General features: G+C 45.6%; 27 protein-coding genes. 8 read left to right on the forward strand and 19 right to left on the reverse strand.

From position 1 onward, the window contains the following. Positions 1–220: 220 nt before the first annotated feature. Positions 221–568, forward strand: coding sequence for a hypothetical protein (locus Q4549_RS12660; RefSeq protein ID WP_303552275.1), 348 nt, complete (start codon positions 221–223; stop codon positions 566–568). 63 nt (positions 569–631) lie between these two features. Here Q4549_RS12660 and Q4549_RS12665 read toward each other — a convergent pair whose 3' ends face one another. The 3 genes from Q4549_RS12665 to Q4549_RS12675 form a co-directional block, all read right to left on the reverse strand. After that, positions 632–1903, reverse strand: coding sequence for an O-acetylhomoserine aminocarboxypropyltransferase/cysteine synthase family protein (locus Q4549_RS12665; protein WP_303552278.1), 1272 nt, complete (start codon positions 1901–1903; stop codon positions 632–634). 202 nt (positions 1904–2105) lie between these two features. Beyond that, the gene (locus Q4549_RS12670) at positions 2106–3443 is read right to left on the reverse strand and encodes an MATE family efflux transporter (RefSeq protein ID WP_161985104.1); all 1338 of its coding nucleotides are present in this window, start codon (positions 3441–3443) and stop codon (positions 2106–2108) included. Between the two features lie 133 nt (positions 3444–3576). Next, a complete protein-coding gene (locus tag Q4549_RS12675) occupies positions 3577–4032 on the reverse strand; it encodes a MarR family winged helix-turn-helix transcriptional regulator (protein WP_303552281.1) in 456 nt (151 codons plus the stop codon). Between the two features lie 111 nt (positions 4033–4143). Here Q4549_RS12675 and Q4549_RS12680 point away from each other — a divergent pair, with 111 nt between their 5' ends. After that, positions 4144–4566, forward strand: a complete 423-nt coding sequence (locus tag Q4549_RS12680) for an organic hydroperoxide resistance protein (RefSeq protein WP_303514796.1) — start codon at positions 4144–4146, stop codon at positions 4564–4566. Positions 4567–4607: 41 nt separating this feature from the next. Here Q4549_RS12680 and Q4549_RS12685 read toward each other — a convergent pair whose 3' ends face one another. From Q4549_RS12685 to Q4549_RS12760, 16 genes are all read right to left on the reverse strand, one after another. Then, a complete protein-coding gene (locus tag Q4549_RS12685) occupies positions 4608–4814 on the reverse strand; it encodes a hypothetical protein (protein ID WP_303552284.1) in 207 nt (68 codons plus the stop codon). A 114-nt stretch (positions 4815–4928) separates the two neighbouring features. Further along, entirely contained in the window at positions 4929–5393 is a 465-nt protein-coding gene (locus Q4549_RS12690; RefSeq protein ID WP_303552287.1) for a GNAT family N-acetyltransferase, read from the reverse strand. After that, positions 5394–6032: a DUF1294 domain-containing protein gene (locus Q4549_RS12695; RefSeq protein ID WP_303552290.1), complete on the reverse strand. Its 639-nt coding sequence runs from the start codon at positions 6030–6032 to the stop codon at positions 5394–5396. It lies immediately after the preceding gene. Next, the gene (locus Q4549_RS12700; RefSeq protein WP_303552291.1) at positions 6029–6679 is read right to left on the reverse strand and encodes an FMN-binding negative transcriptional regulator; all 651 of its coding nucleotides are present in this window, start codon (positions 6677–6679) and stop codon (positions 6029–6031) included. The genes Q4549_RS12695 and Q4549_RS12700 overlap by 4 nt, the downstream gene beginning before the upstream one ends. Positions 6680–6777: 98 nt before the next feature. Then, the gene (locus Q4549_RS12705) at positions 6778–7257 is read right to left on the reverse strand and encodes a DUF3299 domain-containing protein (protein ID WP_303552293.1); all 480 of its coding nucleotides are present in this window, start codon (positions 7255–7257) and stop codon (positions 6778–6780) included. A 57-nt stretch (positions 7258–7314) separates the two neighbouring features. Next, positions 7315–9549, reverse strand: coding sequence for an alkaline phosphatase (locus Q4549_RS12710; protein ID WP_303552296.1), 2235 nt, complete (start codon positions 9547–9549; stop codon positions 7315–7317). 465 nt (positions 9550–10014) lie between these two features. Next, positions 10015–11958 carry a methyl-accepting chemotaxis protein gene (locus Q4549_RS12715; RefSeq protein ID WP_303552299.1) on the reverse strand — a complete coding sequence of 648 codons (1944 nt, stop codon included), beginning with the start codon at positions 11956–11958 and terminating at the stop codon, positions 10015–10017. After that, complete coding sequence (locus Q4549_RS12720) at positions 11955–12872, reverse strand: hypothetical protein (RefSeq protein WP_303552302.1); 918 nt, start codon at positions 12870–12872, stop codon at positions 11955–11957. Before Q4549_RS12720 ends, Q4549_RS12715 begins: the two co-directional genes overlap by 4 nt. Positions 12873–13050: 178 nt before the next feature. Continuing rightward, the gene (locus Q4549_RS12725; protein ID WP_303552305.1) at positions 13051–13830 is read right to left on the reverse strand and encodes a TatD family hydrolase; all 780 of its coding nucleotides are present in this window, start codon (positions 13828–13830) and stop codon (positions 13051–13053) included. Between the two features lie 5 nt (positions 13831–13835). Continuing rightward, positions 13836–14579 carry a twin-arginine translocase subunit TatC gene (tatC, locus tag Q4549_RS12730; protein WP_303552307.1) on the reverse strand — a complete coding sequence of 248 codons (744 nt, stop codon included), beginning with the start codon at positions 14577–14579 and terminating at the stop codon, positions 13836–13838. Positions 14580–14582: 3 nt separating this feature from the next. Continuing rightward, positions 14583–14996 carry a Sec-independent protein translocase protein TatB gene (gene tatB, locus Q4549_RS12735; protein ID WP_303516533.1) on the reverse strand — a complete coding sequence of 138 codons (414 nt, stop codon included), beginning with the start codon at positions 14994–14996 and terminating at the stop codon, positions 14583–14585. Between the two features lie 2 nt (positions 14997–14998). Next, the gene (gene tatE / locus Q4549_RS12740; protein ID WP_303552310.1) at positions 14999–15235 is read right to left on the reverse strand and encodes a twin-arginine translocase subunit TatE; all 237 of its coding nucleotides are present in this window, start codon (positions 15233–15235) and stop codon (positions 14999–15001) included. Positions 15236–15280: 45 nt separating this feature from the next. Then, positions 15281–16909 carry a ubiquinone biosynthesis regulatory protein kinase UbiB gene (gene ubiB / locus Q4549_RS12745; RefSeq protein ID WP_303552312.1) on the reverse strand — a complete coding sequence of 543 codons (1629 nt, stop codon included), beginning with the start codon at positions 16907–16909 and terminating at the stop codon, positions 15281–15283. Beyond that, positions 16906–17505: an SCP2 domain-containing protein gene (locus Q4549_RS12750; protein ID WP_303516537.1), complete on the reverse strand. Its 600-nt coding sequence runs from the start codon at positions 17503–17505 to the stop codon at positions 16906–16908. Before Q4549_RS12750 ends, ubiB begins: the two co-directional genes overlap by 4 nt. 9 nt (positions 17506–17514) lie before the next feature. Continuing rightward, a complete protein-coding gene (ubiE, locus tag Q4549_RS12755; RefSeq protein WP_303552315.1) occupies positions 17515–18267 on the reverse strand; it encodes a bifunctional demethylmenaquinone methyltransferase/2-methoxy-6-polyprenyl-1,4-benzoquinol methylase UbiE in 753 nt (250 codons plus the stop codon). Between the two features lie 230 nt (positions 18268–18497). Then, on the reverse strand, positions 18498–18782 hold the full coding sequence (locus Q4549_RS12760) for a hypothetical protein (protein WP_303516542.1): 285 nt from the start codon (positions 18780–18782) through the stop codon (positions 18498–18500). 520 nt (positions 18783–19302) lie between these two features. On the opposite strand from Q4549_RS12760, the gene Q4549_RS12765 reads away from it, so the two are divergent. The 6 genes from Q4549_RS12765 to prpF all read left to right on the forward strand — a co-directional run bounded on the left by Q4549_RS12765 (position 19303) and on the right by prpF (position 26671). Next, on the forward strand, positions 19303–19737 hold the full coding sequence (locus tag Q4549_RS12765) for a hypothetical protein (RefSeq protein WP_303552318.1): 435 nt from the start codon (positions 19303–19305) through the stop codon (positions 19735–19737). 194 nt (positions 19738–19931) lie between these two features. Further along, entirely contained in the window at positions 19932–20678 is a 747-nt protein-coding gene (locus Q4549_RS12770) for a GntR family transcriptional regulator (RefSeq protein WP_303552320.1), read from the forward strand. Then, positions 20675–21559, forward strand: coding sequence for a methylisocitrate lyase (prpB, locus tag Q4549_RS12775; protein WP_303552323.1), 885 nt, complete (start codon positions 20675–20677; stop codon positions 21557–21559). The genes Q4549_RS12770 and prpB overlap by 4 nt, the downstream gene beginning before the upstream one ends. Before the next feature lie 131 nt (positions 21560–21690). Further along, complete coding sequence (gene prpC / locus Q4549_RS12780; protein ID WP_303552324.1) at positions 21691–22818, forward strand: 2-methylcitrate synthase; 1128 nt, start codon at positions 21691–21693, stop codon at positions 22816–22818. Positions 22819–22873: 55 nt separating this feature from the next. Beyond that, a complete protein-coding gene (acnD, locus tag Q4549_RS12785; RefSeq protein WP_303552326.1) occupies positions 22874–25483 on the forward strand; it encodes a Fe/S-dependent 2-methylisocitrate dehydratase AcnD in 2610 nt (869 codons plus the stop codon). Between the two features lie 9 nt (positions 25484–25492). Then, entirely contained in the window at positions 25493–26671 is a 1179-nt protein-coding gene (gene prpF / locus Q4549_RS12790) for a 2-methylaconitate cis-trans isomerase PrpF (protein WP_303552329.1), read from the forward strand. The last annotated feature ends 61 nt before the right edge of the window (positions 26672–26732 follow it).

The raw sequence follows: 26732 nt of genomic DNA on the forward strand, positions 1-26732 counted from the left end.
AAAAAAGAAATGAATATTGGTTCAAACAAAAACACTACAAACAACTGAATTTACTGATTTTTAAAGTATTTTTTCAATAAGAATAAATATCCTATAAGACAATAAGCAAGCTCAATGGTGAAGCAAAGCTGATTGTGCTTCCGTAGGCATTATTGACGATTCAGACAACAATAAAAAAATTGTTAGTTTGCGTACCTTTAAACTCACATCAAGGATGAAAATGAAATCGTTAATACTTAAAGCGTTAACCCTATGCGTATTTGCTACACCTTTTGTAGAGGCCTCTGAAGCCATACAAGAAGGCGAGATTACTAATATTCATTACCGTAATGAATACCTTAATTTTAAAATTCAGCATAATGATAGTAACGGTAATGTGATCAATAGCTGTGAGACTTGCGGTCCCGATATTTCAGGTCATGCAAACGGTGGCTTCTGCTACATAGATAAAGCAGACCAGAATCTTATCACCCTATTTTTGTCGTCTTACATGAACGACAAACCTGTGTCAGCTAGGGTTGAGTCTTGGTCGAACTGTAAAGTGTACGACTTTAGAATCGATAAATAGTAAAAAACCAAATAACTAAAAAGCCGACTTATTAGTCGGCTTTTTTAATCGAAAGTGTAAATACTAGGCTTTTTCTAAGGCTTGGCTTACATCGTTAATGATATCGCCGATGTTTTCGATACCTACCGAAATGCGCACTAAATCTGAGCTAACACCTGCTTTCGCCAGCTCTTCTTCATTTAGTTGACGGTGAGTCGTTGAAGCTGGGTGGCAAGCTAATGACTTGGCGTCGCCTATGTTCACCAAACGTAAAATCATTTGTAGAGCATCAATAAATCTACCGCCGGCTTCTTTACCGCCTTTAATACCAAAGCTCAAAATGCCAGAGGCTTTACCACCAGCGATTTTTTGGCAAACCTCATTATAAGGGCTAGTAGGCAGAGCAGCGTAGTTTACCCATTCCACTTTTGGATGTTGCTTTAAGTACGCCGCTAAGCTTTCGGCATTTTCACAATGGCGCTCCATGCGTAAACCCAGTGTTTCTAAACCTTGGAGAATTTGAAAAGCATTCATAGGGGAAATAGCCGCTCCCGTATTACGCAGCGGTACCACCCGACAACGCCCAATATATGCGGCAGGGCCAAGCGCTTCGGTGTACACCACTCCATGGTAAGACGGATCTGGCTCATTCAAAATCTTAAAGCGCTCTTTATTGGCAACCCAATCAAACTTACCTGAGTCCACAATAATGCCGCCAATTGAAGTGCCGTGGCCACCAATGTATTTAGTCAGCGAGTGGATAACAATATCGGCACCTAGCTCGATAGGTCGACACAAAAATGGCGTAGCAACAGTGTTGTCTACCATAAGTGGAACGCCATGCTTTTTGGCAATTTCCGCTAGTTTAATCAAGTCGACAACATTACCTGCCGGATTACCGATAGATTCACAGAAAATGGCGCGAGTATTGTCATCAATCGCGGCTTCAAAACCCGCATAATCATCAGCCGACACCATGCGAACATCAATGCCCTGTTTAGGGAAGGTATGAGCAAATAGGTTATAGGTGCCGCCGTACACTTGGCTGGTGCTAACGATATTCGTACCTACTTCACAGATACATTGAATGGCATACGTAATTGCTGCCATGCCAGAGGCCAAGGCTAAGCCGGCAATACCACCTTCCATTGCTGCAACTCTTTGCTCCAGCACATCGGTGGTAGGGTTCATAATTCGCGTATAAATATTGCCAGGTACCTTCAAATCGAAGAGATCTGCGCCGTGCTGAGTATCGTCAAAGGTATAAGACGTGGTTTGGTAAATCGGCACTGCCGCAGCTTTGGTGGTGGCTTCTGATTCATAGCCATGGTGAAGTGCTAAAGACTCTAATTTCATTGCTGTTCTCGCTACTTAAAGGAATAAAACAACCCTGTCTGCCGCCAAACTAAGCCAACGGCAATTCCATTTATTACAGCGAACCGCAATAAACCCGAGGATCACGCTAAAGTGTTGATAAGTATTAGCCTAATTTGCAGCAAATAGAATAGCGAAGCAATCTAGAATGTGAACAATCGCTAAGCTTGGCGTGTAATCACCACTAAACAATGCCCATGTTATGCCAGCGGTAAGTTTTCCACCGCCAGTGATTGATCAGCCCGCGTACCACTTCATCTAAGGCAAAACATGCCCATGCGCCAATAATGCCCAACTGCCAAGATATAGAACACAGGTAAATAATCGGCACAATACCCCAAATAAAAGCAACCCCTACGGTCGCCGCAAAGCGCCCATCGCCGACCGCTTTTAGGCCCATGCCAGCCACAATATTAATCGCTCTAAATGGCTCCATAACAATACAAATAATCAGTAACCATTTGGCATAAAAAGCCACTTGAGGATCATCACTAAAAAGACCAATAAGAGGTTGGTAAAACCAGGCAAATACACACATGTTCACAAAGGCGAATAATATCGCCAAGCTTACACAACGATTGTATGTAGCATCCACTTGTTGCAGTTTTCGTGCGCCCATTTGATGCGCCATCATAATTTGCCCTGCCGCTGCTAACGACCAACTCACTGCCATTGAAATAAACAAAAAGCGCAGCACAAAGGTATAAGACGACACCGCCAATACCCCAAGAGTGGCCAAAATACCTGCGACGACAATTTGCTGCAGAGTATAGTTGGCAGGCTCTGCGGCAGAGGGAATAGAGATTTTCATCAAGGGTTTAAAAACGGCGCGCATTCGCGGAATAATTGCGCGGTTAAATTCAAAGCTCACTTGCGCCTTAACATGCACAATCACCATCACCACTAAGCAGGCAAACAGGTAAGACAACACTGTGCCTAGGGCGATGCCTTTTAAACCCATGGGTTCGATACCAAACCAGCCAAAAAAGAAAGTAGCATTTAGAAAAACATTCACCACGTTCGTCAGTAGTGACGCCAACATATTCCAATTGGTCATGGCTTTTGCGGCCAAAATAGAGCCATAAGCACAGCGCAAACCAAAGAAACCAAAAGTAAACGCCATTATGGCCAAGTAATCTTCAGCATACAGCTGCATTGCCGCAGGGAAGTTCAGCCACACGCCAATATTGTTATAGTTGAGATAGGTAAAAATACTAAAGGCGATACCAGCCAAACCCAGCAACAAAACGTTGGTCATAAATACCGGTATCACTTTGTCGAACTGCTTAGCCCCATAATACTGCGATGCTGCCGCAGTGCCGCCGGTAGAAAGCATCGGCAAAACAAAGAAGCCAATCCATAGATAGGGCATTAGCAAACCAGCAGTCGCGGCGGCGTCTTCCCCTAGTAAACTCAGGAAGTAAATATCAACCATTACCACAAAGCCACTGGTTAACTGCTCAACCAAAATCGGCCACGCCAAATTAAATAATTTGAGTTCTTTTACCGCGCCTTGAGGCATGAGCATTGTCCATGGTTGAGTAAGGCATTAGTGTAACCAGCCTAATCGTTATACCGATTACTTATTTCGAGTTATTACAGACCTTTTATAAAACTTGTTGTCACTCGCAAGCAAAATGGGCGACTAATGACAGTTATTTCATCAACTTGGCAAACAAGCGATCGCAGCCTTGTTTTAATGCCTGCAGTTCTTCTAACGGCATATCGGCTTGGCACAACATGGCTTGAGGAACGCTCTCAGCCTGTTGTTGTAAGCTCACACCTTGCTCACTTAAGCTAATCACTCTTACTCGCTCATCATGTTCACTTCTTGCGCGAATCACCAAACCTTTTGCTTCTAGTCTTTTTAGCAAAGGAGTCAAGGTACCAGAGTCTAAATGCACTTTTTCCCCCAAGCTTTTCACACTGACACTGTCGTGCTCCCACAGCACCATCATCACAATATACTGCAAGTAGGTAAGATCGAGTTTATCTAACAACGGGCGATAGACACGGCCCATGGCATTTGACGCGCTGTATAAAGAAAAACATAGTTGCTTGTCTAAGCTGAGGTTCACCACCTGGTCAGATTGCTCACTTAACTTGATCATGGTAAAACCTTCATAAAATAAATTGTGCACAATATACTTGCATTTCATCTCACCCTCAACTAAAGTTGCAAACAATTAAATTGCGCGCAACTTAAATTGAAGGGACACGATATGACAACCTTATACACTACTTCAGCTACAGCACTAGCCGGTCGTAATGGCCAAGTAAGCACCGACGATAAAAAATTAGACCTAGCACTTAGCTACCCAAAAGAAATGGGCGGCAGCGGCGAAGCCACTAACCCAGAGCAACTATTTGCAGCAGGTTATGCCGCGTGTTTCTCTAATGCTATTTTACACGTCGCCAAAGAAGGTAAAGTGGCGATTAAATCTGCCCCAACCACTGCTACTGTAGGCATTGGCCCAAATGACAATGGCGGTTTTGCACTAACAGTCGCGCTGGCAGTAGAGCTAGAACTAGAGCAAGCATCGGCAGTAGAGTTGGTTAAGGTTGCTCATCAGGTTTGCCCATACTCAAACGCTACTCGCGGTAATATAGACGTACTGCTTAGTGTGAACGGCGAAGCGCTTTAAACTCCCTTGAAATACCAAAAACCAAGCCTAGGCTTGGTTTTTTATTTTGCGTCATCGCTCAGCAGTTCATCGCGCTGACGCTGGTACTCTTCAAAGCTCACATCAGCTTTATCCATACAGCTTAAATAATCTTGATGATTAGTGTGTTTGTCACACTGCTGTCGTTGGTTTCCTTGCATGGCATTATAAGCCTGCTGCTGACTACAGCCGCTCAACGTTACCAGCAAAATACCCATAATAATTTTCATGCTTCCCCCTCGCATCGTTGCCATTAGCATGAACTATTTAAAAACAAGTACGAGGATCTTTCATTATGATAATTGTCAGCACTATCTCGCTAACTTTACAGTAAGTGGGAATGGCTACAGGGATTTTTGCATACTAAAGTTAAGCAAAGTTTGCCCTGCTCGCTGTACCTTGTTGATTTTAATCACGCTAAAGCCTTGTTTAACAAAGAACCCCCTAGCCACTTTAGACGCATCAACAAACAAGTATTCCCTTTGCTGTTGGCGAGCAATCGCTTCAATATACTGAAGCATTTGTAGCGCAATACCCTTAGTTTGGTATTTTGGCGAAACATAGCAGCAATCAATATTGCAGCCCTCTAGCTCAATAAAGCCCACTACAGTTTCAGCTTGCAAGGCCACAAAGCAGCGTTCGGCTTTTAAGCGTTGCTGCCAATATGAGTAATCTACGGGTGTTGCTGCCCATGCTTGTTTTTGTTCGGCGCTATAGTGCTCATCACCAATGGCATGCACCGCTTGAGTAAATACATCGGCGACTTGTTTAGCAAACTTGGTGGAATAAGGCTCGATGGTGATATTCATTTAAACAAAACTCGACACAAACTCACTTATCGTTTGGCGCATTGGCGCGGCCGACGGGGTAAGCAAATATGCTAATGCCGCACAATTAAGCAAAACGGTAGCGTAATACACCCAGCGAAATTGCTGTTTCTGGGTCTTGTGTCGTAAGTACTGCTGAGCCAGCATCGCGCCCGGCCAACCACCGAGTAAGGCAAATACATGTAGCTTGGCTTCTTGCACTCGCCAACGACCCGCTTGAGCAGCGCTTTTATCTAGAGCATACAAAGCAAAACAGACTAAGCTCATCACTAAATAGGCCAACGCAATTGCCAATGGCAAGTTTGCCAACATCACTAAGGCCGTTAGTAAACCAGCAAATACCGCGACTTTTATACTCGCGCCAAGTCCAGCCTTGTTGGTCTTATTAACAAATGCCGGTTTTGCGCCCACCAATTTAAGTTGCTTGGCGCAGGGCCTACCTTGTTTATCGGCTGATAAGCGATAAGTAAACCAATGGCCGATTAAGCGCTCGGGGATAATGCTTCGATCATCAAAACTGCTGGCGTGTACAAACAAGTTTTTCTCAGCGTTTTTATCACTGAGTTTTAAAAAACCAAAACCTTTGGCGTCATTCCATGAGACTAACTTCGCTTTAGTCATTCGCTTGCATCACCCTTTGCTACTAACTCGGCATGTTCTTTTATTTGCTTAGCCATGCTTGGCTTAATCTTAGCCAAGCCTTTAGCGACACCCAGTTGGTTTTCTACACTGTGGTTTTGACTCAGTTTAAATTGGGCTTGCAGCTTATCAATGCTTATTTCAAAGCCGATAATGGCCTTGTTTAGCTGAGCAATAAAGTTATCTGGTGCGTCACTTACTTGCCAAGGCTTAGTTTGATTTTGCTCGTTCTCTAGAGTCAATCGCTGTAGCAAATCCAGCGTCCAAGCGGCATCATTTTTAGCCTCGATAACGCCATTGATATGCACAGCTTGATAATTCCAAGTTGGTACTACCTTTGGGTTAGCCTGCTTAGAGGGATAAAAATTTGGCGATACATAAGCATCTTCACCCTGAAACACCACCAATGCAGATAAGCATGACTGCAAACGCTTAGCTAAGGGATTAGCTCGCGCGATATGACCTTGTAAACACCAGTCATTTTGAGCATTTTTAGCCAGTAGTAAGGGCACATGATCGGCCACTAGGCCGGCATCACTTTGAGTGGTGATAGTGGCAAGTGGATTATAGGTGATCAGCTGAGAAATAGTTGTCCAGTCGTCTTGTTGAAAATGCTTGGGTATATGCACGTGCTATCGCTCCCTGTTAGTTGCTTGAATACTCTCACAATTAGGGAACCTAGCACTAGTGATGATTAACTTATTGTTCAGGCACTTTTTAACCCGTGTTAAGGCGCGTAAAACTCGATGTCTTTATTTAGGCTCATTGCATACCCAGCGCTGGCAATACCTTCTACATCGGTGGCTTTTACTTGCATTTCACCACTTATCCAAATCACTTCCCAAGGTTCAACCATGTCGATTCCAGCAGGATGGCGAACGTGGATGATTTGATTGGGAGGCGGTGGGGGTAAGTGCAAACATGCACCAAAAAATGGTACTAAAAAGAACTCAGTAATTTTGTCACCATCGCTTTCTAATGGCACGACAAAACCAGGCATACGCATATCTTGGCCGTTTAAGGCTTGCACTAAACCGCCAGACTTTATTTGCGGCGCGCGCTCATCAAGCTGTATTTGATGATTAATAGGATTTTGATTTGGCTGATCTCTTTCTAACTCTGGCACTAGCGATAACCAAGGGTTTGGAGTCGCCAATACTAATGGGCTAATTAAGCCAGCAAAAACAAAACATAATATTCGTAACATAGTTCACCTGAAATCCTCTGAACTATGCCAAGGCACAGTTCAGAGGTAATAGCTTATTTACTCAGCGTTTAAGGCGCCACGCATTACGTTGTAAATCGCGGTATTTTCTACAGTGCGACCAACAAAAGCGTGTGAGTTTAAACCCCAAGATGCAATAGGAACGTCTACATTAGTGTGGCTTCCCCACTTCCAACTGACTTCTGGCACTTGGCCAATACCGTTGGTTTTTTCTAATGCTAAGCCACCCGTTTCATGGTCGGCAGTAACAATTACCATTGAGTCACTGCGTAATTCAGCCCAGCTCGCTACTTCTTGTACTGTTTTATCAAAGGCGATGGTCTCGTGAATCACTCTTTCTTCGTCGTTAAGGTGACCAGCAAAGTCGATTTGCGAACCTTCAACCATTAAGACAAAACCGTTCGGATTTTTAGATAAAATTTCAATCGCAATTTGGGTCATTTCATTCAGCTGAGGAATGTCTTGCTCTTCGTAGCTTTTCTGATCGCCAAGCGGTAATACGTAAGGAATTTCATCTTCACCAAAAATGCCGGCAAACAAAATCTCTGCATTCGGATCTGTTGCTGGTAACGCAGCCACCGCAGGAATAAGAGCCGTTTTTGAATCGACGACGGTATAGCCAGCCGCTGTAGCTTCAGCACTAATTACATCAACGCCGTCGACTTGCTTGCTGCCACACAGGGTAACGTTAGGTTGAACATCGCCGTACATACTTTTAGACAAGGTAACAAAGTCATTTCGGTTTGGACCGTGTGAAGCAAAGGCTGCAGGTGTAGCATGCACACAGTGCGACGTAGCAACAATACCTACTGATTTACCCAAACTTTGCGCGTATTCCAAAATGGTTTCTAAATTTGAACCGTCACCTGGACGTGCCTGAGCAATGGTGCCAGAAACTACTTTACGACCCGTAGCCATTGCGGTAGCCGCTGCTGCAGAATCGGTATAGTAATTCATGCCAAGCTCAGCAAGATTCTCGTAGCCTAGGGTATCAGCACTAGCGGTTTTAATATCGCCACGATGCTTGCCCGATTCTAGGAATAAAGCTTCGCCTTGGTAAGCACGCGTAACATCCAGTTGCGGATAGCCCATACCATCACCAATCATCATTACAATGTTATTGGCATTGAATAGTTCGATCACATCAACATCGTGGCTAGCGCTCGCTTCTGAGCTAAGATCTTTGTTAGTAGTAAGCGTTACCGTGTAGCGACCTTCGGTATCAGCAGTCGCCATTTGGCGAACTGAAGCTTGAGCTTGCGTTGTATCATCGCTCAAACTCACACTCATATCGCCTTCTGCATCCCAAGCATAACTCTGGGCAAAAGTACTACCGTCGGAAGTAATGTTAGTGGCAACATTCACGGCAGTAATGGTGTCGTGGCCAATCACAGCCCTTACTTTAGCGATAGACAACGGCACAGCTAACTGCCCATCCCCTAATATAGATAGCGAGAATACGTAGCTGCCGGCCTCAACATGGGCAGACATTTTACCACCAGGGTAAGTGGTTAATGCCGACGCTCCCTCAGTTAAGCTAATAGGCTGATTATCTAAAGAGCCATATACGTTCGGTTTATCCATGCCTTGATGAACATTGAAGCTAACAGTACCAGCCTCAGCAAAAGTCACTTCAGCTTCGTAGTTACCGGCACCTTTATAGGTAAACTCGGCGTTATCTGATGCAGTCCAATCGTTAAATGTGCCCACTATATACATAGCTTCAGACAGTTTATCGGCATCGGTATCGGTAATATTTTCAATCAACAAACTAGGGTTGTTGATCCCTGATGATGAATCTAAGGTAAAGCGATACACTTGGTCTTCATCGCTGGAAACTGTGATATCCATGTTTTGGTTACCAAAGTCGTCATACTTTCGTTGCAGCTCCATCGGAATATCAAACACCACTTCGGCATCAGCGTCTTCACCAATGGCTAAATCACGCTCAGCACTCCAGCTTGGATCAGAGATTTTGAATGAGTACTCGCCGGGCTGCATGCTAAACAAAGCGATGTATTCACCTTCTCCCTGGTAATGCAGTTGTGCTTCTGGGCGCGATGACCAACTGTTCATAGAACCTTTAATGTACAAGCGACAGTCTTTTGCTGCATCTTCTGCTAGCTCTTCATCGGTACACTTAAATGGGCCTAAATCGATGCTGTCTGCGATTGGCGGATCAACATACACATATTCTGTATCACTATTACAACCTACTACAACAGATGTAATAGCGAGACCGGCTACAATTTTTATAACTTTCCCAACTTGCATTTTACTTCCTTAATAAATAATTATTTTATGTTTTATTCTTATTTATATATCTATGAATTTAATTACGATAAAAACATAGCACGGTAAACTACTCGTTTATTATGACTAAAATATTAAAGTGTGAAGCGACACAAGGAGAGACTCGCAGAAAACGAAAAACAATTAAATAGCTAAAAAACAACAACTTAATGTTAAATATTGTAAACAGATAGATCTGTTACATTAGAAATATGCAATTATTCCCAAAGTACATACTCTATATAATTTATTTAAATGGGGAGTTTATTTAGATAATAAATTCATGAAAGCCTTATTCAAAAAGAATGAAAGCGCTTTCAAGTGCTGTATTATATTTAAATAGAGAGGGAGCCTGAGTTTAAATTAAAATAATTATCAAGAAAAAACATAAACACTAAACCAAGAACATCTATAAAAATGATGAACAGTTGGCTTAACGCTTAAAGACTATACTTTAAAATTGGCAATACTAGCTTGAATCAAACCACTTAGCTGACCAACCTTTTCAGCCTGTTGAGCTGTGTGCTCGGTACCTTCTAAACTGCGTTGCGCAGCCGATTCAATATCTTGCATCTCGTTGACGACTGTTTCCGAGGTATTTAACTGTGCATCACAAGCAGCCGTTACATCATCCAACAAGTTAGTAATATCGCTAACTAACTGGTGAGTCGTTGCTACTGATTGCTGCATTTCCGACATCAGTTCAAAACTAGCGCTAGCTTGGCTGCGCCCTTGGCGCATTTGCCCTTCGGTTTTTTCTGCACCTTTGACTAATTCTCCCATCATTTGCTCAATTTGATCGGTAGAACCACGGGTTTGCTTGGCTAAGTTCCTTACTTCATCAGCCACTACCGCAAAGCCGCGACCATGCTCTCCCGCTCGAGCCGATTCAATGGCGGCATTTAACGCCAGCAAATTAGTTTGCTCTGCAATGCCATTAATCACTTCTAAGATCTTACTGGCATCTTTACTATTTTGCGCCAGCTCTCGCATATCTTCAGACGCGCTATCCACCTGCCCCACTAGCTGCTTTATTTCAGAGGTGGCGGATTGAGTCAGCTGATTGCCGTGTTCGGAGGCTTCATCAATAGCAATCGCAGAGGTATCGGCACTGCGTACATGATCAGCCACTTCGCTAAAACCTTGCGATAACTGACCAATATGGTGGCTGACTTCGCCAACCACTTGCTGCTGTTGGCCCATTTGGTCTTTAGATTGCTGAGCCAAATCATTTAGCTGCCCTGCTGCCAAATTAAGCTCCACCACGTTAGTATTAATAGTGGTTACAGTGGTTTGCAGTAATGCAATAAACTGGTTAAAGGCTTCGGCTAGCTGCGCTAACTCATCCTTGCCTTTTACTTTAAGCCGCTGAGTTAAATCACCATCTCCTTGAGCAATGGCTTGCATCGCTTCAACCATGGTCACAATAGGTTGGCGAATCAAACGGGTAATTATCCAGCCCATGAGTAGCGATATCACCACAATAGACAAACCAAAGGCCATATTAGTCCAGGCGGTTTGTTGTAATTGTTGGCTAATGGCTCGGCTAGAATTACTGAGCACTTGCCATTGATGTTGCTGGCTGTCACTCGCCCCCTGCACCACTTGCTCAGCGGCAGGGTTTAATAGGTCTTCCATTAGCAATTGACGCTCTTGCAGCAACTCAAATAACCGAGAGGCCGAGGTAGCCAGCTCGGCAACATCTTTTGCTACCAGCTTAATCCAGGCTTTGTGGTGCTCTCGATTTAGCCCTTTTTGTAAATCTAACAAGGCATTTTCTGCACCAAATAGCTCTAAATAGAATTGGTCTTTACTGCGATCATCTTGGCGGTTTAAATGGCTCATTAATGCAATGGCAGCAGCTTGAATATGATTCGCTAAGTTAACGGTTAACCCCGGTAAACGGCCTGAGTTAAGAGGATCTAAAGTGGCATGAATATCAGCGCTATTGGCCAGCGCATGTGGTACTAACTGGCGTAACACAGCATTTTCAAGACGGCTCACTTCTGCCAATAAAGGAACCAATTCTGCGGCAAAATGTTGGTCTAGCAACTGGGAGTTACTGGTAATCTGTTCGGCATTATCGAAACCAGCAAGGTGAGGGCTCCCTCCTAGTTGCTCCGCCTGTTGCGATAACTGTTGGTAGCGCTGTAATAACTGAGGGTCTTCGCTTTGACTAAAGCGTGATTGCACCACTAAACGCTGTAAAGCATTTACCGACAACTCTCCCGCTAAGCGGGCTCGTGGCTCAACTTTTTGCGAAAATTCGACGGTTTGTTGCTCAACATTTTTTAGCGCTAACATGCTGCTCCACAGCATAATGCCGAGCAACACCACAATACCAACAGGAATCAGGGCGATTTTCTGACTTAGGCTCAATTTGTCCATCATAAGGCTGGCGCTCCTACCATCTGTAACAAACCACTACGCAGTTGCACCAACTGCGCGTATAGCAAATTCGCATTGCTAAGGCCTGCCATTGGCTCTGCAGGGCTGTCTTGTTCAATTTGTAAGATGGTTTTAGCTCGATGTAACTCAGCACGTAAATTAACGGTGCTATCCACCACTTGATAGAGGCTGGATTCCCCGGTAGGTAAACGCCCTGGCTTGCTGGGTTCTATCGCCAGTTGGCGGAATAAACGTTCTAATAAATACAAACACTGAAAAGCCACAATATTAGCGTCTGTTAACTCGCGGTTTTGAAAATTGTCTAGCGATGCAAAGTTCAGTGGTAAGTCTTTTAACTGGCTTATCTGTTGTAGATCGCCCTTAATGATCGCGAGGTTCTTGGCTAACGCGGTGTTCCCTTCTCGATCAACTAAATCAACAAATAAGGCCTCAATAATCACCAATTGTTGGTAAACATCATTCACTGATTTCCCTAAGGGACGTTCTATGTCTACGGGCTTAGTCGCTGCTATTTTAGTCGCCACAGCATCAAGTTGTTGCTCTAACAACTCCAGATAAGGCATAACGCTACGTGGCCGAATGACACGATAAGCCACGTTTTTATTAGCACTAACAGGCACGCCATGCTTGCTTTGCAGCTTGGCAGCAAACTCACTTAACTGCTGGCTCTTAAATACCAAATGGATAGCCAACTTATCGGCAAAAATTTGCGGTTCGGTACTAAGTGCTGGAAGCTTTTGCTGTTCACGAATCGCCACCAGCTGTTGAGTGATGACTTGGGTTTTCTGATAAAGGTGGTTGTTGTTTACAATCGCCGCCACGCTAACAGGGCTAAACACCAGCAAACAGCCAATGGCAAAACCGTATCGTTGAAGAAATAACACTAATCTAATCAAAGTATAATCTCGTCCTTGAGGCGGCTTTTTAAAGCCGTTTTGAAGCCTATTCGGGTTTATTTCCAGACTTATCTTTCAAGCATAGGAACCTTTTAAGCATATAGCCAAGCAAGAACTACACCCAAGGTGTGAACAATAAGACAAAACTCAAGGAAACATCAAAAAAGTGACAAGGGAATTACAGTTGGAATAATTGTTTGGCGTTTTGCTGTACTTGTTGTTGTAGCTCAAACACATCTTGCTGGCGTAAATCGGCTACCCGCTGGTAAATGTGACCTAAATAACAAGGCTCGTTACGGCGGCTTTTAGGTTTGGGTGTAAGATCTCTTGGCAGCAGGTAAGGCGCGTCGGTTTCTAGCAGTAAACGATTATCGGGAATTTCGGTGACGCGTTGCTGTAAGTCTTGGCCGCGGCGCTCGTCGCACACCCAACCGGTGATGCCGATATAAATGTCTAAATCTAAGCAGGCTTTAAGCGCCGCTTGGTCGCTAGTAAAGCAATGCAACACTGCACCAGGCAGCTTATCGCGCCAAGGAGTAAGAATATCGATAAAGCGCTGATGGGCGTCTCGCTCATGCATTACCACCGGCATGTGTAACTCTGCCGCTAAGGCGAGCTGGGCTTCAAATATCGCTTCTTGCTGAGGACGGGGTGAAAAATCACGATTAAAGTCGAGACCACACTCCCCCACAGCCACCACCTGCGATTGCACCAATAAAGGTTTTAACTCAGCCAGCTGTTCTACACTTACCGATTTAGCATCGTGCGGATGCACTCCTGCAGTGGCGTAACACAGATTTGGCCATTGCAGTGCCAACTCACTGACTGCTTGGCTTTCTTGCATGTCGGAAGCAAGCAATAACATACCATTAATGCCCGATTGTTGGGCACGCTCAACCACCTCGGTGCGGTCTTTGTCAAACTGCGAACTGGTAAGATTAAGCGCGATATCAAACATGAGGCTTAGGCTTGCGCTTCTTCGTCATCATTCTTGCGCACATAAAAACGCGCAAAGAATAAACCGACTTCAAATAGCAGCCACATTGGCAAGGCTAATAAGGTTTGAGAAATCACATCTGGCGGGGTTAACAACATACCCACCACAAAGGCCCCTACAATCACATAAGGACGCTTGCTACGCAGCTTTTCAGGAGTAGTCGCACCCGACCAACACAGCAGCATAGTGGCAATGGGGATTTCAAAGGCTAAACCAAAGGCAAAAAACAGCTTCAGTACAAAATCGAGGTAATTAGAAATATCGGTGGCAATGGTTACGCCTTCTGGCGCTACCGCAGTAAAAAATGCAAAAGCCAGTGGGAATACCACAAAGTAGGCGAAAGCCACTCCGGCATAAAACAATAAACCAGAGCCAAATACCAAAGGAATGAGTAACTTACGTTCGTGTTGATATAAACCCGGCGCGATAAAGCCCCAAGCTTGCGCCAATAAATAAGGCATCGCTATAAACGCCGACGCCACTAAAGTGAGCTTGATAGGCGTGAAAAACGGCGCGGCTACGTCGGTAGCAATCATACTGGCGTTATCGGGCAACACCGCTAACAAGGGTTCGGCCACTAACGAATAAATATCGTTAGCAAAATAGACCAGGCCAAGAAATACAATTAAACAGGCCAGTACGCCACGCAGCAAGCGATTGCGTAACTCAACTAAATGCTCAATTAGGGGTTGCGCTGGGGCATCACTCATAGCTTATTTTTTATCTTCTTGGTTGGCTTCAGGTTGTGAATCTGCAGGCATTTCCACCGTGTCGGCTTGATGCTGAGTATTTGCCGGATCAGCCTTTTCAACATCAGGCTTATCAGATGTGGTCTTTTGATATGGGCGAGTGACAGACTCGGCGCGTGCCTTTAAGGTTTCAAAAGACTCACTCAAATCACCATTCAGTGACTCTAAGCCTTGTTGCTCGGCCTTTTTCAAGTTTTGATGCAACTCATCCAGCTCAAGCTCCTGCTTTAGCTCGGTAGTCACAGACGATACCGACTGCTTCACTTTATTAACCACTGCCAATACACTGCGAATAGCACCCGGTAAACGCTCTGGGCCAAGAATAACCAAGCCCATAATCGAGATTAAAATTAACTCCCAAAAGCCAATATCAAACATGCTTAACCTTGCTGCTGGTCTTTGCTTTTAGTGGTTTCTTCAGTTTGCTCTTTGTTTTGAGCGAGCTGTTCTGGCGTAGATTTATCTGCAGACTTGGCATCATCGTCGTTCATGGCATTTTTAAAACCTTTCACCGCTGAACCTAAATCGCCACCCATGTTACGTAGTTTTTTGGTGCCAAATAACAACACCACAATGACCGCTACGATCAACAGTTGCCAAATACTAATTCCACCCATCTGTTTTTCCTTTTACATTCTTGTTTGGCCACAATGGCCATAGTTCTATTTTAGTTGTCGCCAGCTAATTAACCCAGTTAAACCACTACATACCGCTAAGGCTGCAGCAACCATGGGTAGGCTTGAGTAAATGACCGCTGCCGAAATTAAGCTAGAAGCGGACACCAAAGCCAAAATTAAGCTACGCTGACGTTGCTTTTGTTGCTGCAAATACTGTGCAGTAAACTGTTGAAACTTAAGCTGCTGTTGCTTGGCCAATTGCAGGTTATCATAAACCAACTCTGGCAAATGCGGCAGCGTTTCTAACCAATAGGGTGCCTTTTCCTTAAACGCAGTAAACACTGCTTCTGGCCCCACTTGTTTGCGCATCCAGCGCTCTAAAAATGGTTTCGCTGTGGCCCACAAATCTAACTCTGGGTATAGCTGTCGTCCTAAACCTTCTATATACAGCAAGGTTTTTTGTAACAATACTAATTGCGGCTGCACTTCCATGTTAAAACGTCGCGCAGTGTTAAACAGGTTTAACAATACATGACCAAAAGATATTTCTGATAAAGGCTTAGCAAATATTGGCTCGCACACCGTGCGAATCGCTGCTTCAAACTCTTCTACCTTGGTATCTGAAGGCACCCAACCGCTATCTACATGCAGTTGCGCCACTTTGTGGTAGTCACGATTAAAAAAGGCCAAAAAGTTTTCCGCTAAATAGCGTTGGTCTTCTTTGTTTAGCGTTCCTACAATGCCGCAATCAATACCTATGTATTGCGGATCTTCTGGGTGCTCACGCGAGACAAAAATATTACCCGGGTGCATATCTGCATGAAAGAAACTGTCGCGAAATACCTGAGTAAAAAACACTTCTACGCCACGCTCTGCCAACAATTTCATGTTGGTATTTTGCGCTTCTAACTCGTCGATATTGGCCACTGGAATACCGTAAATACGCTCCATAACCAACAAGGTTTTACGACAATGCTCACTATACACTTCAGGAACATACAGCTCTTTTGCTTCAGTAAAGTTACGGCGCAGTTGAATTGCATTCGATGCTTCGCGAGCGAGGTCTAATTCATCAACAATAGTTTTGCGATATTCTTCAACCACTTCTTTAGGACGCAAACGGCGACCGTCAGCGAAAAACAGCGCAAAAAACCCAGCTACGCGCTGCATTAGCGCGATATCAGACAAAATAGTGCGCTCAATGCCAGGGCGAATAACTTTAAGCACCACCTCTTGGCCATTTTCTTTTAAGCGAGCGGTATGCACCTGGGCGATAGACGCAGACGCCAAGGGCTGCATATCAAAATCATCAAACAGGTTTTCAATAGGCTGTTCTAAGGCCAACTCAATTTGTTGTTTCGCTAGTTCACCAGAAAACGGCGACACTTGGTCTTGCAGTAACGCGAGTTCGTCGGCAATGTCTGGCGGTAACAAATCACGGCGGGTAGACATCATTTGGCCAAATTTAATAAATACCGGCCCGAGTTCTTCCATCGCCATTCGAATACGCGCACCAGGTGCGCTATTTTTATGCTGATTGCGCCACCAAAATACTAGGCTGCGTAAAAAACGTAGCGGCCACGGCCAAAAACGTTTGGGTAATAACTGGTCGATACCATACCGACATAAAGTACGATTGATTTGCCTAAAACGAGCGAACTCTTTGGGGGTCATTCACTCAATTCCTGTATTCTCACGGCCAAACTGTCTAGGTCTTTGGCAAGTGTCTGTACTTGCTGCTGCCACGTTTGGTATTCCAATTGCCCCACTAGCAACTTCCACTCTTCGCTAGCCAATTCGGTAAATTTTTCAGGAGTTTTGTTAAATAAACTTTTTAAAGCTTCGGCGACCATACGGCCTTTAGAGACTATTTGGTAAGCCGCAACATCACCCACTCGTTGGGATAACTTTTCTTCAAAATCTGGGTCTAGCTGCAAGAACAAATCGGCAAACTGCTGAGCAAGTTTAATATCGCCCTCTAGCTGCAACTTGTCTTGCTTAATTAAACTAGGAATTTTATCCGCCTGTTTAAGCTCAGCTAAGGTGAACAAAGACAAATTCAAACTGCAATCTGCTTGGCCTTCAAACTGATTCAGCACATCTAACTGTTGCTCGCTAATCACAAAGTAAAAACACGGCAGAGGTTGGATTTTAATAGCTAACACTTTACCAGCCAGTTGGCTGCGGCGAGCTTGGCTGGTGTCATCTAGGGCTAATACTTGATTACTCAGCGCTTCTACACCAGCGGAGATTAATGAGGAAAAGGGCATAGCGGCCTCTTAAAACTTGTAACCGCGATGCAGAGCGACCACACCACCAGTTAGATTGTAGTACTCAACGCCTTCAAAATCGGCTTGTTGCATCATGCCTTTTAAAGTTTCTTGGTCTGGGTGCATACGAATAGATTCAGCCAAATATTGATAGCTTTCAGCATCGTTGGCGATCAGTTGGCCCATTTTAGGCAATAGGTGAAATGAGTATGCATCGTACACTTTGCTTACCGCTTCAATTTCCGGCTTAGAAAACTCTAAAACCAACAAACGACCACCCGGCTTAAGCACGCGATACATAGAACGCAAAGCCGCATCTTTATCGGTTACATTGCGTAAGCCAAAACTAATAGTTATCACATCGAAGGTATTGTCTGGAAAGGGCAGCGCTTCCGCATTGGCTTGAACATAACGCACATTGCCTACAATGCCTTTATCACGCAGTTTGCTGCGACCCATTTTAAGCATTGAGTCGTTAATGTCGGCCAGTACCACTTCACCAGTATTTCCCACAATACGAGAAAACTTAGCGGTTAAATCACCGGTACCGCCAGCTAAATCTAGCACCTTTTGGCCAGGGCGAACGCCACTACAATCAATGGTGAATCGTTTCCACAAGCGATGAACCCCACCCGACATAAGATCGTTCATTACGTCATATTTAGCCGCTACCGAATGAAAAACATCGGCCACTAAGCCAACCTTTTCCTCGCGGTTTACTGTTTTATAACCAAAGTGGGTAGTGTCTTGCTCAACGCTCATATTTGTTTCCTACTAATGCGGTCTGCGGCTAGTGTACTGTAGCTGAGCTCATGCTCCAACTCTTGCGCTACATCCACTCAACATTTTTACGGAAAGCGCGAAGCCTGCAAAAAATCAATGCTAGTTTGAACAAGCTAACCGAGCACTTTTAGCTTCATTACAACACAGGTGTTTTATGTATAAACATCGCCGTCAAATTCAACAAAAAAGCGCCCCGTAGGGCGCTTGGTTCACGTTTTGATTTTCACCGTTTGCTGTCGAATACGCCATGCTTTATCGCTGCTCTGACGTTTAACATTCTTACTGGTGCCTTCTGGCTCAACTTTCTGCAATTTAACTCTAAATCGACCATCCGGATCAGCCCCAATATCTTTGGCAATGTGAGCACTAATACCCTCTACTCGCCAGCTTTGTTGGCGCTGCTGCTTAAGCCATTGCTGGGTTTCAAGATGCTGTTGATAGCGCAGCAATAATTCTACGGTAAAAGTTAATAAGCGAATTTTAAGTGACATCATGTCTCGTTCTCCTTGATAGAGAGCGAAGTGATGCAGTATAGAAAGAATGGTCTAGCTATTTCCTTACTGCGACACTTCGCAGCTCGGATAAAATTGAATGGGTCTCAATCTTAGTTTGCTGCTGGCCCTTTGGTTCGGCTGCCATGTTTATTATTTCGCATGGCAAACGAGGCTGCGGGCACAAGTCGGGTTAAACGGTATGCTGAACATAAACAATGTTTCATGGTTCCCTCGACTTAAGCAGTAATTGATTGAATACGTAACATAACGTGAGCCTGCTCAAATAACAAGCAAGCAAGGTAACTAAATTGAAGCTTTTTTGTAAGCCTTGGTAACCCTAGTGTATTAGCACTAAATATCTGATTATTTTAGGCAAATATACTAATGACTTATTCACTTCAAACGCTTACACACTAGTATTTGCAGTTAGCCTCAATTACGCGTTTAATAAACGACAGTTTAGGCAATACACACTAAGTGAACCTGACACCCCGTTTCAATGAGTAGATCTGAGGTTTGAATGCATCCAGCCAGCCATGGTTATTATGAATTACACTTTCACCAAGATTTCCTGTTGGCTCAGCTTTACGATAGTTGGAACGTCACCACCACCAATGAATATCGCAAAGATATAAAACACACGGTGGGTCAGCTTGAACAACAGCCTTGGGCGGCCATTTTTGATATCCGCGATTGGCAGTTTCTCACCCCAGAAAGTATCCCTGTGATGCAAAAGCAAATTGGTTGGTGTTTACAAAACCAGTTGTGCCACTGTATTTACTTAGCTCCAGATTCTGGAATTTTGGAGTATTTAAAACAGCAAGCTCATGCTCAAGTAACTGAACACAATTGCAAATTTGTTCAAGTGGCCACGGTAGAAGAATGCCTAACAACCTTAGAAAACTGGCAGGTGAACGTACCCAAGCCAATCTCTGCACTATTACAACAAACCTGAATCATCCCCAGCTATAACTACATTGTCGACAATAACTAAAACCACTCATTCATTGTCGACAAAACCCCTTATTTAAATACGAATTCCGCTACTTAAACTAAAGTATAAGCACATATTGTCGACAATTATTTGATCGACCCGCAACAATCGATCTACACTGTGCAACATTCAAACAACCTGAATGTAACCTTGATATGTCACAACGTAGTCCCGCTAAATTGCTCAGCGAAAATCAAAACCTGTTATCACAGAACCTCAGTGATACCTTAATTGAAGCCATAGTGAGCGGCCAAATTGCTCAGGGGGAAAAGATCTCCGAGCCAGAGTTAGCACGTAATTACGGTGTGAGTCGCGGCCCTCTTCGTGAAGCAATACTTAAACTGCAAGGCATGGGCTTAGTTGAAAGAGTGCCTCACGTTGGCGCTCGCGTAGTTCAGCTTAACCAACAACAACTGTTAGACATTTACTCAGTGCGTGAAGCCTTAGAGGGCATGGCTTGTCGCTTAGCCGCCGAGCAATTGTCGACAATTCAGCTTGATGAATTAAAAAAGCTACTAGAACACCACCAAAGCTACCTGCAACAACACCAAGGCAAAGCCTACTTTGAACAGCAAGGTGACTTCGATTTTCACTACCTCATTATTAAGGGCAGCGCTAACCAACGCCTAGTGAACCTGCTGTGTGACGAGCTTTACCACTTGTTGCGCATGTATCGCTACCAAGCCGCTAAACAAGTTTCTCGCCCAGAGCGAGCCTTAAAAGAACATTGGGCCATTTGGCAGGCACTGGCTGATCGCGATGGCGAACTGGCCGAAATGTTAATGCGTCGCCATATAGCGCGCGCCCGCAAAGCCATAGAACAACAACACCAAACTAATCTGACCGACCAAAGCTTAGAAGCTCAAGCTTCAGCAACTCACATTCTAGGAGTGAACGAATGAACAGCTCAAAACTCTCACCAGGAGCACGTTTTCGCCAAGCGGTAGCCGAACAGAACCCGCTACAGATAGTAGGCACTATTAATCCCTACTGCGCCATGATGGCCCAACGCGAAGGCCACCAAGCTATTTACCTTTCTGGCGGAGGCATCGCCAATGCGTCTTATGGTTTGCCTGACTTGGGCATCACCACCATGAACGATGTACTAGAAGATGTTCGCCGGATTACTGCAGCTTGCGACTTACCTTTATTGGTAGATATAGATGTGGGTTTTGGTGGCGCATTTAACATTGCCCGCACCGTAAAAGAAATGATCCGCTCCGATGCCGCCGCCGTGCATATGGAAGACCAAGTGGCACAAAAACGTTGTGGTCACCGCCCCAACAAAGCCATTGTCTCTAGCCAAGAAATGGTAGACCGCATTAAAGCCGCTGTTGATGCTCGGGTAGATCCAGATTTTGTCGTTATGGCTCGCACCGATGCCCTGCAAATAGAAGGGATGGGCGGCGCTATCGAGCGCGCTTGCCAATATGTTGAAGCCGGCGCCGACATGATTTTCCCTGAAGCCATGCTCACGCTTGAGCAATACCAACAATTCGCCGACGCGGTAAAAGTGCCAATTTTGGCCAACATTACTGAGTTTGGCCAAACCCCATTGTTTAGCGGCGAAGAGCTAGCGGGCGTTGGTGTAGACATGGTGCTGTATCCGCTATCAGCCTTTCGCGCCATGAATCAAGCCGCTGTAAATGTTTATCGCAGCTTACGCAGTAACGGCCACCAGCGAGATGTGGTAGATAGCATGCAAACTCGCGCCGAGCTCTACGACTACTTGGGCTACCACGACTACGAACAAAAACTCGACCAGCTGTTTAAACAAGATTAATCAAAATACTACGTGAACGGACTTAGCCAGCCAAACAAAGATTTAGCCGCTAAGCCCACCATTTAACAAGCCAAACAATGCGGCACAGCAGATGCCACGCTTGTTAACACCAAGGAATGAAGGAGAACATCATGGTACAGAAAGCTTTAGGAGGCGCAGGCTTACGAGGCCAAAGCGCAGGCGAAACCAAATTATGCACTGTAGGCCAAAGTGGCTCAGGCCTTACCTACTGCGGCTACGATATTAGCGAACTCGCCGACCAAGCCACCTTTGAAGAAGTGGCCTACCTATTATGCAATGGTGAGCTGCCAAATCGCGAGCAACTGGCGGCCTATCACGATACGCTGCACAATCAGCGTGAATTGCCAGATGCTTTAAAATCAGTATTAGAGCTGATCCCTGCTGATGCTCATCCGATGGACGTAATGCGCACCGGTGTTTCGATGCTAGGCAACCTAGAAACCGAAGCCAGCTTTGCCGAGCAGCAACAGCATACCGATCGCCTACTAGCCACATTGCCTGGCATTATCTGTTATTGGTATCGCTTTAGTCATGATGGCGTAAGGATCTCCACTCAAAGCTCGGCAAAGTCTATTGCCGGTCACTTTTTAGAGCTATTACATGGCAAAGCTGCCGACCCACTGCACGAGCAAGTCATGCAATGTTCGTTAATTTTATATGCCGAACATGAATTTAACGCCTCAACCTTTACCGGTCGAGTGATTGCGTCCACCTTGTCGGATATTCATTCTGCTGTTTCTGGTGCGATTGGCGCATTGCGTGGCCCCTTGCACGGCGGGGCTAACGAAGCCGCTATGGCGATGATTGAAGACTGGACCAGCCCCGAGCAAGCCGAAACTGAAATAATGGGCATGTTAGCGCGTAAAGACAAAATCATGGGTTTTGGCCACGCCATTTATCGCACTAGTGACCCACGTAATGCCTTAATTAAGGCATGGTCTAAAAAGCTCAGTGAAGCCAATGGTGATAAGCACCTTTACGCAGTATCAGAGCGCGTAGAAGCAGTAATGTGGCGCGAAAAAGAGTTGTTCTGTAACGCCGACTTCTTCCATGCCAGCGCCTATCATTTCATGAACATCCCTACTCCACTGTTCACCCCCATTTTTGTTTGTTCGCGGGTGAGTGGCTGGGCCGCTCACATCATGGAGCAACGCGCCAATAACCGCATTATTCGACCGAGCGCCGACTATACCGGCAGCGAACCGCGCAGCTACCTGCCTATTGAGCAACGCGGCTAGCTTTTTCAGTGGGGCGAATGCTCCACTGCCTTCTCCTTTTGCTGTGGAAACGTTTATGAATACCAATTACCGCTTACCCCTAGCAGGCAGCAACCTAGATTACTTTGATACTCGCGCCGCGGTTGAAGCGATTCAACCCGGTGCTTATGCCGGTTTGCCTTATACCTCGCGAGTGCTGGCTGAAAACCTGGTGCGCCGCTGCCCCGCCGACCAGCTAAACGCTGCGCTTAGCCAAATTATTCAGCGCAAGCGAGACCTAGATTTTCCTTGGTACCCTGCCCGTGTGGTATGCCACGACATTTTGGGCCAAACCGCCTTGGTAGATTTAGCCGGTTTACGTGACGCAATTGCCGACAAAGGCGGTGACCCCGCCAAAGTGAACCCTGTGGTGCCAACTCAGCTGATTGTTGACCACTCTTTAGCGGTTGAACACGCTGGTTTTGAAAGTGATGCCTTTGAGAAAAACCGCGCCATTGAAGATCGCCGCAACGAAGATCGCTTTCACTTTATCAATTGGTGTAAAACCGCCTTTGAGAACGTTGATGTTATCCCACCGGGTAACGGCATCATGCATCAAATCAACTTAGAGAAAATGTCGCCAGTGATTCAAGCTCGCGATGGTGTAGCCTTTCCCGATACCTTAGTCGGTACCGATAGCCATACTCCACATGTTGATGCCCTAGGCGTTATTGCCATTGGTGTGGGCGGTTTAGAAGCTGAGAATGTGATGTTAGGTCGTGCCTCTTACATGCGCCTTCCCGACATTATTGGAGTCGAGTTAACTGGCCAGCGCCAAGCGGGTATTACCGCCACCGATATCGTATTAGCCATCACCGAGTTTCTGCGCGAACAACGCGTGGTATCTAGCTACTTAGAGTTTTATGGCGAAGGCGCAGCTCAGCTTACTTTGGGCGACCGAGCCACCATCTCCAACATGACGCCAGAATTTGGCGCCACTGCTGCCATGTTCTACATCGACAACAACACCATTGATTACCTCAAGCTTACGGGCCGCGAAGCAGAACAAGTGGCCTTGGTAGAGAACTACGCCAAAACCACCGGCTTATGGGCCGATGATCTACAAGAAGTCGAATATGAGCGAGTGCTGCACTTTGATTTATCAAGCGTTGGCCGCAACATTGCGGGGCCATCAAACCCACATCGCCGCGTAGCCACTAAAGATTTAGCCAGCCAAGGCATCGCTGCTCCAGTTCCTAAACTAGAAGGCTTGATGCCAGATGGCGCTTGTATTATTGCTGCTATTACTAGCTGTACCAATACTTCTAACCCTCGCAATGTGATTGCAGCAGGCCTAATTGCTCGCAATGCTAACCAGCTCGGTTTAAGCCGTAAGCCATGGGTTAAAACCTCACTGGCTCCGGGTTCTAAAGCGGTACAACTCTACTTGGAAGAAGCCAATTTACTGCCAGAATTAGAGCAACTTGGTTTTGGCATTGTCGGTTTTGCCTGCACCACCTGTAACGGTATGAGTGGCGCTTTAGATCCTAAGATTCAGCAAGAAGTGATAGACCGAGATTTATATGCCACTGCGGTATTGTCGGGTAACCGTAACTTTGATGGACGCATTCACCCTTACGCTAAACAGGCCTTCTTGGCTTCACCGCCATTAGTGGTAGCTTACGCCATTGCCGGCACCATGCGCTTCGATATTGAAAAAGACGCGCTAGGCCATGATACCCAAGGTAACCCCATTACTCTAAAAGACATTTGGCCAAGCGATGAAGAAATAGATGCAGTAGTGAGCCAAAGCGTGAAACCCGAGCATTTTCGCAAAGTGTATCAGCCAATGTTTGATATTAAGGTAGATTACGGCAGCAGTAGCTCACCACTTTATGAGTGGCGCCCACAAAGTACCTACATTCGCCGCCCACCTTACTGGGAAGGAGCCTTAGCAGGTGAGAGAACCTTGCGCGGTATGCGACCTTTAGCCGTGCTGGGTGACAACATCACTACCGATCACTTATCACCGTCTAACGCTATTATGCTCGACAGCGCCGCCGGTGCTTACTTAGACAAAATGGGTCTACCAGAAGTAGATTTTAACTCTTACGCGACCCATCGCGGCGACCACCTTACCGCACAACGCGCAACCTTCGCTAACCCCAAACTGTTTAACGAAATGGTTAAAGAAAGTGGCGAAGTAAAACAAGGTTCACTCGCCAGAGTAGAACCTGAAGGCGAAGTAATGCGCATGTGGGAAGCCATTGAAACCTATATGGATCGCAAGCAGCCATTAATTATTGTGGCGGGTGCCGATTACGGCCAAGGTTCGTCGCGAGACTGGGCTGCTAAAGGGGTACGTTTAGCTGGCGTAGAGGTGATTGTAGCCGAAGGCTTTGAGCGTATTCACCGCACTAACTTAGTCGGTATGGGTGTATTACCCCTAGAGTTTACCAAGGGTAACAACCGCCATAGCTACCGCATAGACGGCAGCGAAACTTACGATGTAATTGGTACCCCCGCTCCCGGCGAGTTGCTTACCTTAGTAATAACCCGTGCCAGCGGCGAGCGTATCGATTTACCCGTAGTGTGCCGCTTAGATACCGCTGAAGAAGTCTCGGTATATCAAGCGGGCGGCGTATTACAACGCTTCGCTCAAGACTTTCTCGAAAGTGAGAGTCTTAAAAATGAAAGCCAGCATTAGGAGGCAACGATGAACACAGTAAAACAAGTTCGTATTCCTGCTACCTATATGCGCGGAGGCACCAGCAAAGGGGTATTTTTCAAGCTGAGTGACTTGCCAGACGTCGCTCAACAAGCAGGTGAAGCTAGGGACAAATTGCTACTACGAGTGATTGGCAGCCCTGATCCCTACGCCAAACAGATTGATGGCATGGGTGGCGCAACGTCTAGCACCAGCAAAACAGTGATTGTGTCGAAAAGCCAGCAAGCCAATCACCATGTTGATTACCTGTTTGGCCAAGTATCAATTGATAAAGCCTTTGTTGATTGGAGCGGCAACTGCGGTAACCTCACCGCCGCAGTGGGCGCGTTTGCCATAAACAGCGGATTAGTTGACTCAGCTTTAATTCCACAAAATGGCTTTGCCAGTGTAAGGATATGGCAAGCCAACATTCAAAAAACCATTATCGCCCATGTGCCGATTAATGATGGGGAAGTACAAGAATGTGGTGATTTTGAATTAGATGGCGTGACCTTTCCCGCCGCCGAAGTACAAATAGAATTTGTTGACCCAGCAGATAGCGACGGCGCCTTGTTTCCTACGGGTAACTTAGTTGATCAACTGGAAGTGCCCGAATTGGGCAATTTGCAAGCCACCATGATCAACGCAGGCATCCCCACAATTTTTCTGCAAGCCGAACAATTGGGCTACTCGGGCACTGAATTACAAGACGACATCAACAACGATCAAAAAGCTCTCGCGATGTTTGAAAAAATCCGTGCTTACGGCGCCCTAAAAATGGGCTTAATCAGCCATATTGATCAAGCAGCTCAGCGCCAACATACCCCAAAAGTGGCCTTTGTGGCTAAATCTCAAGACTACTTGAGCTCTAGCGGTAAACAGATTAAGACCAGCGATAACAACCTGTGTGTACGCGCCTTATCCATGGGCAAGCTACATCACGCCATGATGGGCACTGCCGCAGTGGCGATAGGCACCGCAGCCGCCATTCCCGGCACCTTGGTTAACTTAGCCGCTGGCGGAGGAGAACGAGAAGCAGTGAGCTTCGGCCATCCTTCGGGCAGCTTAAAAGTAGGCGCACAAGCACAGCAAGATAATCAACAATGGCAGGTGACCAAAGTGAGCATGAGTCGCAGCGCCAGAATACTAATGGAAGGGTGGATTCGCGTACCCAGTGATAGCTTTTAAGTTACCACTGGTATCAAAAATCGGAACCTAAATACATTCTCCCTACCAAGTGGTTATAGCT

Origin of the sequence: Agarivorans sp. 2_MG-2023 (assembly GCF_030548085.1) — a bacterium.
GTDB lineage: Bacteria > Pseudomonadota > Gammaproteobacteria > Enterobacterales > Celerinatantimonadaceae > Agarivorans.